This window comes from Gordonia sp. 852002-51296_SCH5728562-b, assembly GCF_001665475.1.
Lineage (GTDB): Bacteria > Actinomycetota > Actinomycetes > Mycobacteriales > Mycobacteriaceae > Gordonia > Gordonia sputi.
This window is the reverse complement of sequence record NZ_LZMI01000038.1, coordinates 1-15,425: the sequence shown is the minus strand read 5'-3', so window position 1 is coordinate 15,425 and position 15,425 is coordinate 1. Positions and strand designations below refer to the sequence as shown.

Genomic DNA, 15,425 nt, shown 5'->3' with positions numbered 1-15,425 from the left:
ACGGGGTTTTGAGGTTTCCCCGTGTTGTTTGGCGGGGAAGGGTGTGGGAGTGGGGGAAGGATTGTTTCCCCTAGTTTCTGCGCGGGCGGGACGTCGAATCGCGGTTTTGTTGGCTGGGTCGGGATTGGGCGGGCGCGGGGCTGGTGGCCGGGCAGGAAGTAGGGGAAGGGTTCTTTCCGTGGGGTTTTGAGGTTTCCCCGTGTTGTTTGGCGGGGAAGGGTGTGGGAGTGGGGGAAGGATTGTTTCCCCTAGTTTGTGCCGCGGACGGACACTCGACGTCGCTGGTCACTCGACGACGCCGCTGCGCTGCAACGCATCGTAGATTCGTCCGACGAGGCGTCGAGGGGCGGCGAGGTCGTTCCAGTTCCAGCGCACGACGGCGATGTCGCGGGCTCGGATGGCGTCCTCGCGCAGCTTCTCGTCGTAGATCACGTCTTCGGGAAGGGCACCGCCGCTGGCCGCGGACTGGCGGTGGTACTTGGTCCGACCGTCGAACTCGCCGACGACGCGCAGTCGGCCCGTCGCATCACGCCAGCCGAAGTCGCAGCGGTACGTGGTGCCGTCGGGGAGTGTGATGACGACCTGCAGTTCGGGGTTCGGGAGGAGTTCGGCGTCGCAGAGAACGCAGCGGCTGATCGTTTCGCCGATCGATTCCGACTGGTCGGTGGCGAGGATCAGTGCAGTTCGGAGAACGTTGATTCCGTGGCAGGGGCCGAGCGCGTCGACGATGGGCTGAAGGTCGACGGGTTGCTCGCGTATGCGCCCTTGGTAGAGCCCGCTGTCGAGGGCGCACACAGCTTGCCGGAAGGTACCGAGACGTGCGACGTCGCAGACGGTTCGCCCGATCGACGTGACCTGGAATCCGTCGACGGTCACCAGATGGTGGTCGGGGATCGGTGCCTGGTGGATGACGAGTCCCGGCGACGTGCGCCCGGAGCGCTCTGAAACGAAATGCACGACTGAGTGGTCGGGGTCGAGGAGCGGCACGTCGAGCATGGCCGCCGCGGACTGATGGCTGAGGAATCGGCGGGAGGTGCCGCTGCGTGCCGCGGCCACGACCGTGTCGCGGTATCTGGTCTCGGTGCGTTCGTGGTCTTCGAGGTCGGCGTACGCGGAAGACGACACGTACGAGCCGTGGCGCAATCGGTCGATCTGTCGCTCTTTGAGCGCACGTCGGATGTCGCGGTCGGTGCCGCCCTCGCCGATTACGCTGCGTCGGTAGATTATTCGGCTGGCGGAGGTGGACCCTTCGGGGTCGGATACGGGGAATGTGGTCACGGACTGATCGTGGCTGAAAGTCGCGGAAGGGAGTCGTCGACGACGGCGGTCTGTGGATAAGTAGGTCAGTTTCGCGGCGTTGTGGACAAGTCGTCGTGCCGATGATGGTTGGGGTGCAGGGCGCGGGAGCCCGGCGTATAGGGCCGGGGGCACGGGGCGCGATCTTTCCTCGGGTTTCTGGGGTTTCCGCGCGAAGTTTGGCGGGGAGAGGTCGGAGACTGGGGGAAACAATCCTTCCCCTAGTTTCTGCGCGGCGGGCAGGGACGACGGTCGGGCGGTGCAGGCCGGGCGAAGCGGCGGTGGCGGGGTTGGCGGTCAGGCGTACGTGCGGCCGTGGCGCGTCCAGGTCGCGGGCTCGGGTAGTTCGTCGACGATGCGCACGCGGTGGGGCCATTGCTTGGGGCTGAGGTCGCTCTGGGCGGCGAGGAAGTCGGCGAACTCTGATGGCGCGAGTGTTGGGGCGACCAGAACTGCCTCGATCTCGTCGCCGATCTCGACGGGCACCCCGTACACGGCGGCCTGTTGGATATGGCTGTTGCGCAGTAGGATTCGCTCGATCGGTCCGGCGCCGAGGTTCTCGCCGTCGACGCGCATCCACTCGCCGAGGCGTCCGGCGAAGTGAATGTAGCCGGAGTCGTCGACCCAGCCGAGGTCGCCGGTGTGATAAACCCCGCCGCGCATGCGTTCTGCAGTCGCGGCGTCGTCGCAGTAATAGCCGCTGAAAAGTCCTGGGCCGGAAGTATTCACGATCTCGCCGATCTCGCCCGGAGGTGTGGGATCGCCGGTTTCCGGGTCGACGATGGCTGTCGGTGAGCGCAATGGTCCGAGGGCGTCGTCGGGAGTGTCGGGAGTGCGGGTGATGGCGACACCTCCCTCGGTGGAACCGAAGCCGTCGATGACGCTGCAGCCGAATCGGGCGGCGAAGCGTCGTCGATCGCGTTCCGACGCCTCGTTGCCGTACACGATCCGCAGCGGGTTCTCGGCGTCGTCGGGGTTCTCGCGCGTCGCCAGGATGTAGTTGAGTGGCTTGCCGACGTAGTTGGCGTAGGTGATGCCGTAGCGGCGAACGTCGGGTAGGAAGGCGCTCGCAGAGAACCTGCGCCGCAACGTGATCGACGCTGCACCTGCCACCGCGACCGACCAGCCGGCGATGGTGGCGTTGGAGTGGAACATCGGCATCGAGAGGTAGATGTTGTCGGTGGGGCCGATGTCGAAGCGTTCGGCGAGCATCGTGCCGCTTGCGGCGAACGTGCGATGGGTGCAGCGGACCGCCTTCGGTTCGCCGGTGGTGCCGGACGTGAAGATCAGCATCAGCAGATCGTCGTCGGCGGAAGCGGGGAACTTGACGGGTGTATCGACTTGGGGTGCAAGTAGTTTCGGCCACTCGTTGGAGTCGACGTCGATAGTTCGCGCGCCGACGTCGACGTCGGCGAGGAGGTGCCGGGTGTCGGAGCAGGTGAGGACCAGATCGCAGTCGGCGGTGGCGATGTCGGCGGCGAGGGCGGCGCCACGTCGGGTGGTGTTGAGGCCGACGACGACGAACTCGCCGAGCGCCGCCGCAGCGATCAGATAGCTGAACTCGGCGACGTTGCTCATCAGCACGCCGACGTGGGGCGGTCGACCGTCGGTCAACAGGCCGGTGACAGCGGCTGCGCGTTGCGCGGAGCGTCGTAGATGCTCACTCCACGTGACGAATTCGTCGTCGACGTAAAGTCCGCGGTCGGTGACGTCGGCCAGCTTCGACAGGAGATCGGTGACGGTCACGACGGTATATTCGTCATGCGGGGTCAGCCGCGAGCGCGTCGCCGAGCCGTCGGAGCGATGTGTTGGCAGATCCGAGGGTGAATTCATTCTGCTTGGCGCGCAGGAAGTATCGGTGCGTGGGATGGCTCGTATCCAATCCGACGCCGCCGTGGACATGGACGGCCGTGTGCGCCACTCGATGCCCCGACTCCGCTGCCCAGAACTTCGCGGTCGCGATGGCAGCGGAAACGTCTGCGCTGCCGGTGGTTTCGGGGTGTTCGGGGTCGCCGGACGAACCCTCGTCGGACTGCGCGAGGAGCCACGAGGCCTGGGTGGTGGTCAGCGACAGCGCCGAGACGTCGATGTAACCGTCCGCGAGGCGCTGCGCGACGGCCTGGAACGAGCCGATCGGCCGCCCGAACTGTTCACGTTCGCGGGCGTAGCGTGCGGTGGCGTCCAGCGCGGCGGCGAGCACCCCGGACTGCTCAGCACAGACCGCGAGGGTGAGGCGATCGACGAGGTCGGATACGACGTCGACGCCGTGCAGGACATGGGCATCGTCGAGTGCGACGTCGGAGAATTCGACGTGATAGGTCGGAGTGAGGCCGGTGGAGCGGGTTTCGGTGATCGTGATGCCGGTGGTGGAGGCATCGACGACCGCGACCGCGACCGAATCGGAATCATGTGCGGTGACCAACAGCAGCCCTGCCGCAGCGGCATAGCCGACGTTGATCTTGCTGCCGCGCAGCACGTATCCGTCGTCGGTTTTGGTCAGAGTGGTTGTGGGCGAGAGCGCGTCGTCGCCGAGGTCTTCTTCGACGGCGGCGGTTGCGATGAGTGTGCCGTCGGCGAGGCGGGGCAGTAGCTCGGCTGCGAGCGTCGTGGCGGCGTATCGGGCGAGGATCGGGCCGGCCGCGATCGCGTGCTGTCCGAAGGGGACGCGGGCGAGGTGCGTGCCGAGTTGCTCTGCGACGGCGGTGTTCTCGACGGTCGAGAGCTCGCCTGCGGCGTCGCCCGCGAGGGTTTCGGGGAGTTCGAGAGCGAGCAGGCCCGCGGCTGCGAGTTCACGCCAGAGCTGGTCGTCGAGTGGCGCCGACGAGGCTTCGAGCGCAGCGACTCGCTCGGAGGTGCTGATCTTGGTCGCGATGTCGGCGGCGAGATCGCGCACCGCCGTTGCGGTCTCGGGGAGAGTGAAGTCCATGGCGGGTGCTCCTCGGTGGGTGGGTGATCTCGACAAGCTCGATCAGCGGTGGTCGGCTCGGTCGGCGGGTGGGTGATCTCGACAAGCTCGATCAGCGGTGGTCGGCTCGATCAGCGGGGTGTAGCTCGGTCAGCGGGTGGGTGATCTCGACAAGCTCGATCAGCGGTGGTCGGCTCGATCAACGGTGGGCGGGTCGATCAGCTGGGCGGGGCGGGTCGGGCTACGTCTAGGACCAAGTCGCCTGCGCCGCGCGAGACGCAGCAGAGCATCGCGTCGCCCGCCGCCTTCTCGTCGTCGGACAGCACGTAATCGCGGTGGGTTATCTCGCCGGCGCGCACGGGGATGCGGCACTCCCCGCAGACGCCCTGTCTGCACATGTTGCCGACGTCGACACCGTTGTCGAGTAATCGTTCGAGCAGGGAGACGCCGGGCGGCACGTCGATCGCAGTGCCGTCGGCCAAGCTCACCGTGAAGGGATCGCCGGGGTCTTGCTCGGGTGCGGTGAATCGCTCGAGATGGACGCGCGCTGCCGGCCAGCCTGCGGCTGATGCCAGCCGCGTATATGAGTCCAGTAGCGGTGCGGGTCCGCAGGCGTAGGCGTGAGTCCCCAGCGGTTGGGCCGCAAGTCGTTTGGTGAGGAGCTCGATTGTCTCGTCGACACTGGTCGCCTCGTAGACAGTCACGTCGGAGAGATCAGCGAGCGCTCGCAGGTCGTCGAGATGTGCGCCCTGCCCCGGTCGGTAGGAGTACACGACCTCCACCGGCAGACCTTCTCGCGCTGCGGCACGGGCGTGCGAGAGGATCGGCGTGATGCCGATACCGCCAGCAACGAGCAGAGCACGATGTTGGTCGAGGACAGGCGCGAACATCGGTCGCGGACCTTCGATTTCGATCAGTTCACCCTCGACGAGGTTGGTGTGCAACCACTGCGAACCTCGCCCGGTGTCTTTGCGCAACACGGAGATTCCGTACGAGTCGGGATACATTCCGTCGTCGACAAGCGAATACGCGTTACGCGTGGCACCGGCCTGCACAATCAGGTGGCTACCTGGTTGATACGAGGTCAGCGTCCCGTCAATGGGCGCGAAGCGGAAGTGGGTGATGGCGTCGGTGAGAGGTCGAACCTCGACGACTCGCATCGTGCGCGCTCCGGTCTGATAGCCGTCATGTAGGTGGGCGGGTGCCGCCGTGATCGTCATGAGAGTGCCTCCAGGTCCCTGGCGTCGACGGCCGAAGCAAGGAAGCTGCCACGGGACGCCGAGTGGTGTTCATGGATCTCCAGACGTCTTGTGCAGCCCGGACATTCGACGACGCCGCCCGGACTTCCTACCCCACGGAACGTGTCCCGGCAGTGTGCGCAGTACACCGGGAGATCGGTCGTGTCGGTGACGAACGCCGCGAGTTCGTCGGCGATCGCACCCGACTCGCGTGCTAGTGCCAGTGCGGTGAGTACGTCGTACTGGCCCCCGGTCACCAGAATCCTTGCGCCCGTGTGGGTTGCGGCCAGGGCGTCGATCAGCGAAGTTCGGTCGTCGTCGTGTGTCAGTGAGTCGAGCACGAGCAGGCGTGTCGGGCCGATGCTCTCGGCGGTGCGCACCCAGGCGCGTGCGGTGTGCGCGGTCTCGTCGGCGGCCCCGGCTGCGACGATGAGGAACTCCGATCCCGCGGCGTCGACCTCTGGTGGTCGCGACGGCCACTCGGGCAGGCCGTGAGTAGGTTCTGTCGCGATGTCTTGCGTGGCGTCGAGTTCTGTTGTGGGAGTCATGTTGTCGTCGGCTGAGGGCTGGTGACCCGCGTGCGTGCGGAGCCACTCCGACGCACGTGTGCGGTACTTGATGATGCCCTTGTAGTCGGCCATGTCGTCGGGGAGCTCGGCGAAGACCTCTGCGGCGCGAGTCCGCCACGGTTCGACCGTTGCCAATGCCTCCAGTGGCAACAGGTAGGTGCGGATCACGAACATGATCGCGCCGGAATCGGGGAGTCGAATGAGGTGTTGCACCTCGACGCGCAGGTGCACGAGACGTCCGAACTCGGCGTCGTCGACATGTTGGATCATCTCGCGATCCGGGCCCCACTCGGGGTAGCGCTCTGTGGAGACGTCGAGGCGACGTCCGATGGTCATCGTCCAATTGGTACGGCGATACGGTTCGTGTGGTTGCAGGCGCTTGAGGAACTCGTGTGCGCGCGTGATGACGCCCATCTTGCGCACCCGCGGGACCGGGCCGTGGATCTCCAGGAAGCTCATCCCGACGTCGAACCCGAAACTCCAGTCGGCGGCGAAGGTGATGACGCCCGCATCGACGAAGAGCTGGTCGTCGCGCTGGTCGAGAAGGGCGATGTCTTCTTGAACCTGAGTCGAGAGGTAGTGCAGCGGGTCGTCGCCCAGGCTCGCTTCCTCGCCGTAGCGGAAGGTGCGCTCGTCGTCGAGAAGGTCGTTGCGCCAATGCCATTCGTCGTGTCCGACCGACGTCAGATGCATGGTGTCGGGGTAGGCGTGCGCTAGTTCGCGCAGCATGGTCATGAGCGCGTCCCAGGCGGCGGGTCGCATGTGCGGTAGGACCGCTCGTCGGGTCGGGTCGGCATCGAGGACCGCGGCGCGTTCGGCGAGTTCGTTGCGATACTCGGAGTCGATGACGGCGACCGAATCTCCCCACTGGCCGGCGGGTGTGATCACCTGTTGGTTGGCGGGTTCGACGTTGGTGCTGTACCGGTAGATGTCGTCGACAAAGGGAAATGGGAAGGCGGAAAGAAGATCTGGGGTCGTCGTCTCTCGTCGGACCGGGGCCGTGGTCACAGCGATACCTCCAGGGTGCATCCGGCACCTGCGCGTGAGACGCAGGGCATGATGGCGGTGCGCGACTTCTTCTCGTCATCGGTGAGGAACAGGTCGCGATGGATGGGTTCGTCTCCGCCACACAGGTCGATCCGGCATTCGCCGCACACGCCCTGACGGCAGAGGTTGGGGACAGCTATGTCGTTCGCCTCGAGTGCTTCGAGGAGGCTTATCCCGGACGGAACGTCGAGTGTGCGGTCGCTGCGAGTGAGTTTGACGCGGAACGGATCTCCCGCATCCAGCGCGTCGATGCCGAACCGCTCGGAGTGCAGACGCGACGACGGCCAGCCCGCAGCGGTTGCCGCGTCGAGGACGTGATCGATGAAGCCGGCGGGACCGCAGACGTACAGATGCGTCCCGACCGGTTGCTCTTCGAGTGTCGCGGCGAGTCTCGTGGAGAACTCCGCCCGCGTCGTGAAGAGTTCGGCTTGGGATCCGGCCAGTTGGGACACATCGTCGACGTGTGCGGCGTAGCCGGGGCGGAATGCGTAGAGCACCTGCACGTTTCGCTGCCACCTCGCTGCCGCGCGGAGGTGTGACACGATGGGCGTCACCCCGATTCCGCCTGCGACGAGCAGGTGTTTCGCGGCGCGGGCAGCGGGGGCGAATGCGCTTCGGGGAGGCCGGACTTCGAGTTGATCGCCCTCGACGAGTTCGTCGTGCAGCCATCGCGAACCGCCGTTGCCCTCTTCGACGAAGAGCACCGAGATGGTGTACTCGGTGGGATTCGCGCCGTCGGAGACGAGGCTGTAGGCGTTGGAATGTGTCCCTGCCGCGACGACGAGGTGACTGCCGGGGACGAATCCGGGCAGTGCCGAGCCGTTCGGGTGTGCCAGCGTGATCGTCCGTATCCCGTTGGCGCTGTTGGTGATCGACGTCACCGTCAATATCAGCGTCGTCGACCGGGGCGCTGTTGGCGGCGTGGCGGGCGCGGCGTCGGCATCCGCAAGTGCTGTCATCGCGGGACTCCTGGGGGTTCGGCGGTCTCGGCGTCGACCATGAAGCCGAGGAAGGCGCCGGTGCGTCGGGAAACGTGGTAGTAGACAAGGAGGTCGCGGGCACAGCCGTCGCACGAGATCACGTCGTCGATGGCCGCGACCGTGCGGGTCGTGGTGCGACAGTGTGAGCAGAAGACGTCGACCGGACCGGAACCGACGGGGACAACGCTGATCTCGTCGTCCTCGAGTCCAGCGTCGATCGCGGTGGCGCGCAAGCGCAGACACGAGCCGGCAGGTCCGGTGATCACGACGCGGACACCAACAGTGCTGTCGCGCAGTGTTTCTCGAAGCTGGCCGGCGAGACTGTCTGCTTGATCACCGAGGAGCACGGATCGTCGGACCTCTGGAGACAGCGCATGTGCCCACGCGCGCACCATGTCGACGGCCGACGGCGTGCCGGCCGCGGGCTGCGCATGGGGATCGCCCACACCGATGAGCACGTACTCCCTGCCCGTGGCGTCGGGAAGGTCAGTGCTCAGCGGTGCGGCCTCACCCAGCGTGCGAGCCCAGGCCGGAACGCTCGAGTATGCGAGCTGCGACATCGTTCTAGAGGAGCGTCGAATCGCGCTGGCCAGCGTAGAACGCGAGCGCGTAGTCGGGGGTGCTGAAGTAGATCTTGGAGCCCTTGGGAAAGAAGATGGCGTCCTTGGCTTTTGCGACGGTCTTCTGTCCGGTTTCTTTGTTCTCGAGGAGGAACTCGCCTTCGAGGACGACCTTCATCTCGTCGTACTCGTACTCGTAGTAGAGCGGCGAGTCGGTGTGGCGGAGTTCGAAGTACCCGCTGCACATCTCGCTGCCGTCGGGGTTCTCGTAGACATCGCCGATGAAGCCCTCGGTACCGGGGTACTCGGCGTCGGGCATCTTGGGGAGGTTCTCCCAGGCACCCGGCGTGACGCGGAACTCAAGGGCGCTCGTGCTGTCGATCGACATTGTTTCTCCTATTCTGATGGGGAAAGTCCGGTTCACTCCGTTTCGCCTGATTTAATCGACGATTCGTGGTGATTTCATGTGAGTGGACTTCGTTCCCTTATATGAGACCCGGCGTGTGTTTCGGCTGAATGACAAGTGCGTTGACGTGTGTGACACTTTGTCTACTCGTGTGAAACGAAGCGGCTACGGCTGTCTCGCCGCGACCATTCCGTCATCCACAGACACGAATTGATCAACAGCGGCGACTCGCCACGCCCGCATCCCAGATTTCTCCCAGGTTCTGCCGATACAGTGACCCGGTGAGTTCTCTGTCCGCCGTGCGCCAGACACGTGGCCGCCGACCCCTTGGGTATGTGGTCAGTGCTGTGCTGGCAGCGCTCCTGGCTTTCGCCGCAGCAGGAGGCATCTTCGTCTTCGCGGTGCGGACATCGGCGGGACAGGTCATCGATCAGCGGCTCCTGGAGTACGGGCGTGAACTCCCGGCCGCGACGCAGGTGCCGTACTGGCTGTCTATGAGCGTCGTCTCGAATCCCTTGACCTGGGTCATCGGTGCGGCAATCGTCGTGTTGCTCGTAGTGCTCGGTGCGGTGTTGCCTTCTGAACGCGGCCAGCGCGGCGTCGGATCACGGATCGCGACGGCCGCCACGCTTCTGCTGTTTCCGCCGGTCACCATCGTTCTCATCCGTGCTCTGCGCGACGGCACGTACCGCCCGCGTTTCCACGACTGGATCGCGGAGACCAACAACTCGGCGCCCAGCGGACACGCCGCCGCGATCGCGGCGCTGGTCGTTGCGGTGACTCTGGCCGCTCCCCCACTACTACGTCCGTGGGTTGCCGCGCTGGGCGGAACCTGGGCGGCGATCATCGACTTCGGCCTCGTGGCGGCGGGCTGGCACCGCCCCAGCGATGTCGCGATCTCGACGTTGCTCATCGTCGGCGCTGCCGTGCTGCTACCCGACCCCCACCGCGGATCCACGACGACCGTCCCCCGGGTCGTCGGGTTTGCCGTCTGCCTTCTGACTGTGGTCGCGGCGTCGATCACCGTTGCCGTGTATTACCCGCGGATCGAGCAGGTTGTCATTGCCGCTCTCGTCGCGGGCGTGGTCGGCGTGTGCCTTGGCATCCTGGTCGCGTTCAAGTCCGGCGACCGCGCCGGGGTCGCGGCGAGCCGCGTCGACGATCCGTGGGCCCAGCAGCGCCGCGACCACCACCTCGTCGGCTGACCGTCGGCGCACAGTCGGCCAGATAGAGCGCACAGTCGGCGGGATTTGGCGCACGGTCGACGGGATTTAGCGCACAGTCGGCGAGATAGAGCGCCCAGTCGGCGGTATTTAGCGCCCGGTCGACGTCAGTCCTGGGCCAGCACCTCGGTGCCGAGGAACTCGCACACGGTCAGGGCCAGGGCGAGGTCGAGGCGGTCGGTGGTGCGGGTGTCGCGCATGGCTTTGTCGACGCGGTACTTGACGGTGTTGCGGTGGAGGTTGAGCTTCTCGGCGGTGTGTAGGTGGCTCTCGCCGGTGGCGAAGTAGACCGACAGCGTCTCGCGGAGTGCGGCGGCGTTCGGTGAGTCCTCGGACAGCGCGCCCAGGATCTCGTGAACCCACGCGCGGGTGAATTCGAGGTCGCGGGCCAGCCTCGACACCACAGCCACTCCGCGGTCGCCGAACCCGACGACGTCGGCGACCAGACTGCCGGGCATCGTCGCGAGACCCCACGCCGCGAGCGCCTGCTCGTGGGAGCGTCGAAAACCGGCGATGCCGGAGGCGTTGAGTCCCAACGCCACGCGCACGCCTGCCGGCAGGGTCACCCGCTGCGCGACGTCGGACGTCTCCACGATGCGGTTGCTACGCCCCAGCGGCAGCCAGACCCAGGCGGTGGTGCGATCAATCGCGGTGATCAGCGGTGGCCCCTCGGCAAACAGCTTGGTGGCCATCATCCGCGCGGCACGGTCGAGGACCGCGAGATCTCTCGAGCCCTCGTCATCCGACCACATGATCACCGCGACGTGATGTTGGTCGAGGGAATAGCCGGACTCGCGCTCGAAGGAGTCGGCGTCGACGTCGGGCGTCCGAAGGATCTCGTGGATGCGCGAAGACAAGACGTTGCCCTCGGCGCCGATCCAGCGTCGACGCTCGTCCTCGTAGGCCTGGAACACGTAGAGGGTGATCCACTCGATGTACTGCGAGACGACGTCGGAGATTCGACGCATCACCACGAGGCTCTCGTGCTTGGAGAGATCGAGCTCGTCGACGTAGCCGAAGATGATGCGCAGCATCTCGTTCTGCCCCATGTGGTACGCACGTACCAATGAGTTCGACGGTACGTCGCGCTGGGCGAGGCGCAGCGCGTACTCGACCGCGGCAGTCGTCGGTTGGAGGTGCTCGACGGGGATGTGTTGCTCAGCACATGCAGGATCGTCGACACGTTGCCGTGCACACTGGCTTCGAGCATCTCCACCAGTGCGGGATCGACATCGAGCTGGTCGATATCGCGGGCCATCAACGCGGTGAGATAGCGAACGATCTCGGACTCGTTCTCCCGCAACCGCTTACCCACCTGCGCGACTGCCGCGCGCATCTCGGGCGTGATGGACGGCGGCAACTGCGAATCGTGCAGTGGCAGACCAGGTACCGAGGCACTCACCGCTTGCGCTCCAGCCTTTTCAGTGCCGCCGTCGCGGCATTGACACCGCACAGTCCGTGCACTCCGGCGCCGGGCGGCGTCGACTGTGAGCACAGGTACACGCCGTCGACGCCGAGCCAGTACGGGTCGAGTGCTGTGCGTGGTCGCATCAGCATCTGCAGCCCGTCGTTGGCACCGCCGATGATGTCGCCCGCGGCGAAATTGGCGTTGTAGTCGTGCAATTGGCGGGTTCCCGTGCTGCGCGTAGCGAGTATCCGGTCGCGGAAGCCCGGTGCGAAGCGCTCGATCTGCTGCGTGACGAGGTCGGTGGCGTCGCCTTCGTACCCCTTGGGAACGTGGGCGTAGGCGTACACGGGGTTGACGTTGCCGGCGCTCCGAGTGGGGTCGGCGACGTACTGCTGACCCAGCAGCACAAAGGGATTCGGCACCATGACACCGCCGGCGCGACTGGCTTCGGTGGAGGCCACCTCGTCGAAAGTGCCGCCGAGGTGCACGGTTCCGGCACGACCGCAGTCCGGGTTGGTCCACGGGATGTCGCCGTCGATCGCGTAGTCGACCTTGAACGCCGACGATCCGACGCGGTATCGCCGATACGAACGCGCGATCCTCGACGGCATCTCGTCGCCGTAGATGGCGAGAGCCTGCTCGGGTGAGAGGTCGAGGAGGACGAGCTCGGCGTCGGGGATATCGGTGCGGGCGCTGACCCGCACACCGGTCTCGATCTTGACGCCGTACGAGCGCAGCGCCGACACCACGGCGTCGATGATCGCCCCCGAACCCCCTTCTGCCACAGGCCATCCGTAGCGATGACCGCTCGCGGCGATCATCATGCCGAGCGACGCGGTCATCGGACGGTCCAAGCGGTTGAACGCGTGCGCGGCGATACCTCCGAACAGCCCCCGCGCCCGCGGTGTGCGGAACACACGTGCGACGGCGGACGCCGGAAGCAGCGCCCGCGGCCCGAATGCGGCCAGCCGCAGGGGATGCCGAGGGATATTGATGATCGGGCGCAGCAGATCGGCGGACAGGTCGTCGAATCCGCTTGCCACATCACCGAAGAACAGGCGCCAGCGTCGACCATCCTCTCCGAGCGCCGCGGCGGTCTCGTCGATGGATTGGTAGAGCAGGCCTGCCTCGCCGGAGTCCAGCGGGTGGGCGCAATCGATCTCGGGCCACCGCCACACGAGTCCGTACTGCTCGAGTCCGACGTCTCGCCAGAACGGCGATCCGACGGCGAGCGGATGAAACGCCGAGCAGTGGTCGTGGATGACACCGGGGAGCGTGAGCTCCCCCGACCGCGCGCCACCGCCGACGGTGTCGGCGGCTTCGAGCACGGTGACCTCGACGTCGTTGCGGGCGAGGTGCAGGGCGGCGGCGAGCCCGTTGGGCCCGCCGCCGACTATGACCGCTGAGGTCACCGGCTACACCTGTTCCTGCGCGCCTGCACCGCGCATCTTGGGTTCGGTCATCACCTCAGGATCAGTCAACGCGCGGGCCGCGTCAACGTCGAGCGTCCATTCGACGTTGATGGGGATCGGCCCGTTGGGCAGCCATGGCTGCTCGGCGATGGCATCGCTGACCCGGTACGTACCCCGCTCGATGACACCGAGCGCAGCGTCGATCACCTGGTACTCCTGGATGCTCTTGTGGATGGGCTGCGACTCGATCCACACGACGAGGAACTCGCCCGGGGCGAAGTTGCAGCGTCGCTGCAGGGCGGCGATCATCTTCGCGTCGTGCAGGTGTCCGTCGCCGAAGTTGAACGCCACCAACGAGTTACAGGCGAACTCGGCTTCGCGCAGGGTGTAGGTGTTGATGTCCTCACCGAGGTGGCGGCTCATCAGCGAGTACAGCGCGCGACCCTGGCTGTGCATCGACCGCCATGCGAGCATCTGATGCATCACGACGTCGGCGACCTCGGGCGGGTACGTGGCCATCAGCTGCGTACGGGTGTTGGGCGACGACCGGACGATGTGCTGTTCCAGCTTCTCCTCGGCGCCGGGTGCGAATGCCCAGGTGGCCGACGCCCAGTTGCCTGCGTACTGCCGCATCGACGGGAGGAACGACACCAGATCCGGGCGCAGGTTGCCGAGCACCGGGAAGAAGCACAGCGCGATGGCGATGAGGACCATTGCCCACGGCATCGTCGTATCTGTGAGTGCGTAGCCGTCCCATGCCGGGTGGCCCCAGAAGAGGAAGATCGCTGCGTAGGCGAACAGGAGGTTCCATTCGAGCGGCACCGCGAGGGGGAACGTCGAGAAGATGAACAGGTGGAAGCCCACCATCAACACCACCGCGGCGAGTGTGAGCCACTTGTTGGTCGAGAACAGCAGGACCAACGGCGTCGCGATTTCGACGATGGTGCCGAGCACGTGACCGATACCGCCTGCGACCTTCGACGGTCGAAGGTCGTTGGGGAAGTTGCGGTAGTTCGCGCGCTTGAGGGCCTTGATCGTCAGCCACGGCGTATTCGACATCATCGGCGGGATGACCATCGAGAAGTGGTGTCCCAGTTTGGAAACGCCTGCGCCGACCCACACCGTGACGATCAGCAGCTTCAGCGCGAGGATCATGTCGACGAAGGGCAGGATGCCGAAGAAGATCAGAGCCGGCAGGTACTGCTCACCACGCGCTGCGATGAAGATGACCTTGTCGCGCAGACCGATGATGACCAGCAGTGCGATCACGGGGTAGATCAGAACCGGGTTGACCAGGCCGTGCGAGGTGGGTGCCTCAGCGTTGAGCCAGCTCGACTGCACACCCGGAAGCACCAGTGCGACAACGGTTGTGATCAGAAGTAGTGCGTAGATCGCGACGTCGAACACGGTGCGCGAATCGCCCTTGGTCAACGGCACCTTGCCGGGCCACGGTGGGAGCCGGATCGTCTGCGGGCGCAGCCAGAACAGCAACCCGCCGGTCATCGGCTTGAAGTGGCCTGCGAGCGGGCCCCAGGAGCCGCCGAGGCCGAGCACCTCGACCAGCAGCGTCCAGAGGATGGCCTTCTGGTAGATGATCGGCTCGTTCCACCACTGCGACACGTGCAGCACGTTGAGACCGGAGGTGAAGGTCGCGATGCTCAGACCGATACCCAGGTAGAGCACCAGGATCTTCGCCAGGTAGATGACCTGGAGCATCTTGGGTGTACCGAATCCGTACTCGGCCCAGTGCGTGCTGAGCACGCGCATTCGGTCGAAGAATGGCTTGTCGAGGAAGGTTTCCGGGTCGACCGGTGGGAAGTCGGGTTGTACGAGACCCATGGTGTTCTCCTTATCTGAAGGTTCTCGGGCAGGCGCCATCGACCGACGACGTGGTCGGGCGCTCGGACTGTGTTGTGCGGGTTGGGTTTACGTTGGCTGGGGTTCTACGTTGGCTGGGTTTACGTTGGTTGGGGTTCGCGGACTTGGCGTCGTAGTCCTGGTTTGTCGATCTTGCCGACCGGGTTGCGGGGCAGCTGCTCGACGACGTTGATCTCGTTGGGCCGCTTGGCCTTTGTGAGGATCGAGGCGACATGGTCGGTCAGTTCGGCCTCGCGGACCGGCTGGTCCGGGTAGGCGACCACGAACGCGACCGGTACCTCGCCGTAGATGGGGTCGGGGGCTCCGACCACCGCGCACTCGAGCACCGACGGATGGGTGGCGAGTGCGTTCTCGATCTCCTTGGGGTAGAGGTTCTCTCCACCGCGGATGATCATGTCCTTGATGCGATCGACCAGGGTGAGATACCCGTCGGCGTCGAGGGTTCCGACGTCGCCGGTGTGTAGCCAGCCGTCGACGACGGTGCTGGCGGTGGCGTCGGGACG

12 protein-coding genes and 1 pseudogene are annotated in these 15,425 nt (G+C 65.8%); 1 reads left to right on the top strand and 12 read right to left on the bottom strand.

Annotation, left to right across the window (positions count from 1 at the left end; genetic code table 11):
- Positions 1 to 285: 285 nt before the first annotated feature.
- The 8 genes from A5766_RS07365 to A5766_RS07330 all read right to left on the bottom strand — a co-directional run bounded on the left by A5766_RS07365 (position 286) and on the right by A5766_RS07330 (position 8,983).
- Positions 286 to 1,278, bottom strand: a complete 993-nt coding sequence (locus A5766_RS07365; protein ID WP_005204746.1) for a hypothetical protein — start codon at positions 1,276 to 1,278, stop codon at positions 286 to 288.
- A gap of 315 nt (positions 1,279 to 1,593) precedes the next feature.
- Positions 1,594 to 3,042, bottom strand: a complete 1,449-nt coding sequence (locus A5766_RS07360) for an AMP-binding protein (protein WP_064904077.1) — start codon at positions 3,040 to 3,042, stop codon at positions 1,594 to 1,596.
- A 13-nt stretch (positions 3,043 to 3,055) separates the two neighbouring features.
- Complete coding sequence (locus tag A5766_RS07355) at positions 3,056 to 4,222, bottom strand: acyl-CoA dehydrogenase family protein (protein ID WP_005204750.1); 1,167 nt, start codon at positions 4,220 to 4,222, stop codon at positions 3,056 to 3,058.
- 197 nt (positions 4,223 to 4,419) lie between these two features.
- Complete coding sequence (locus A5766_RS07350) at positions 4,420 to 5,421, bottom strand: PDR/VanB family oxidoreductase (RefSeq protein ID WP_064904074.1); 1,002 nt, start codon at positions 5,419 to 5,421, stop codon at positions 4,420 to 4,422.
- Positions 5,418 to 7,037, bottom strand: a complete 1,620-nt coding sequence (locus tag A5766_RS07345) for a heme-dependent oxidative N-demethylase family protein (protein ID WP_051993793.1) — start codon at positions 7,035 to 7,037, stop codon at positions 5,418 to 5,420. The genes A5766_RS07350 and A5766_RS07345 overlap by 4 nt, the downstream gene beginning before the upstream one ends.
- Positions 7,013 to 8,014 (bottom strand): PDR/VanB family oxidoreductase, encoded by a 1,002-nt coding sequence (locus tag A5766_RS07340; RefSeq protein ID WP_005205377.1) that lies wholly within the window; start codon positions 8,012 to 8,014, stop codon positions 7,013 to 7,015. Before A5766_RS07340 ends, A5766_RS07345 begins: the two co-directional genes overlap by 25 nt.
- A complete protein-coding gene (locus A5766_RS07335) occupies positions 8,011 to 8,595 on the bottom strand; it encodes a dimethylamine monooxygenase subunit DmmA family protein (protein ID WP_005205375.1) in 585 nt (194 codons plus the stop codon). Before A5766_RS07335 ends, A5766_RS07340 begins: the two co-directional genes overlap by 4 nt.
- Positions 8,596 to 8,599: 4 nt before the next feature.
- On the bottom strand, positions 8,600 to 8,983 hold the full coding sequence (locus A5766_RS07330) for a cupin domain-containing protein (RefSeq protein ID WP_005205373.1): 384 nt from the start codon (positions 8,981 to 8,983) through the stop codon (positions 8,600 to 8,602).
- Positions 8,984 to 9,282: 299 nt separating this feature from the next.
- Here A5766_RS07330 and A5766_RS07325 point away from each other — a divergent pair, with 299 nt between their 5' ends.
- Positions 9,283 to 10,206, top strand: coding sequence for a phosphatase PAP2 family protein (locus A5766_RS07325; protein ID WP_039855360.1), 924 nt, complete (start codon positions 9,283 to 9,285; stop codon positions 10,204 to 10,206).
- A 125-nt stretch (positions 10,207 to 10,331) separates the two neighbouring features.
- Here the strand turns inward: A5766_RS07325 and A5766_RS07320 are convergent.
- The 4 genes and pseudogenes from A5766_RS07320 to A5766_RS07305 form a co-directional block, all read right to left on the bottom strand.
- A pseudogene (locus A5766_RS07320) lies at positions 10,332 to 11,626 on the bottom strand (PucR family transcriptional regulator).
- On the bottom strand, positions 11,623 to 13,044 hold the full coding sequence (locus A5766_RS07315; protein WP_005205365.1) for a phytoene desaturase family protein: 1,422 nt from the start codon (positions 13,042 to 13,044) through the stop codon (positions 11,623 to 11,625). Before A5766_RS07315 ends, A5766_RS07320 begins: the two are co-directional and overlap by 4 nt.
- 3 nt (positions 13,045 to 13,047) lie before the next feature.
- Positions 13,048 to 14,883 (bottom strand): DUF3556 domain-containing protein, encoded by a 1,836-nt coding sequence (locus A5766_RS07310; protein WP_005205363.1) that lies wholly within the window; start codon positions 14,881 to 14,883, stop codon positions 13,048 to 13,050.
- Positions 14,884 to 15,002: 119 nt separating this feature from the next.
- Positions 15,003 to 15,425, bottom strand: a 423-nt coding sequence (locus A5766_RS07305) for an AMP-binding enzyme (RefSeq protein WP_156527405.1), incomplete at its 5' end; no start/stop codon positions are given.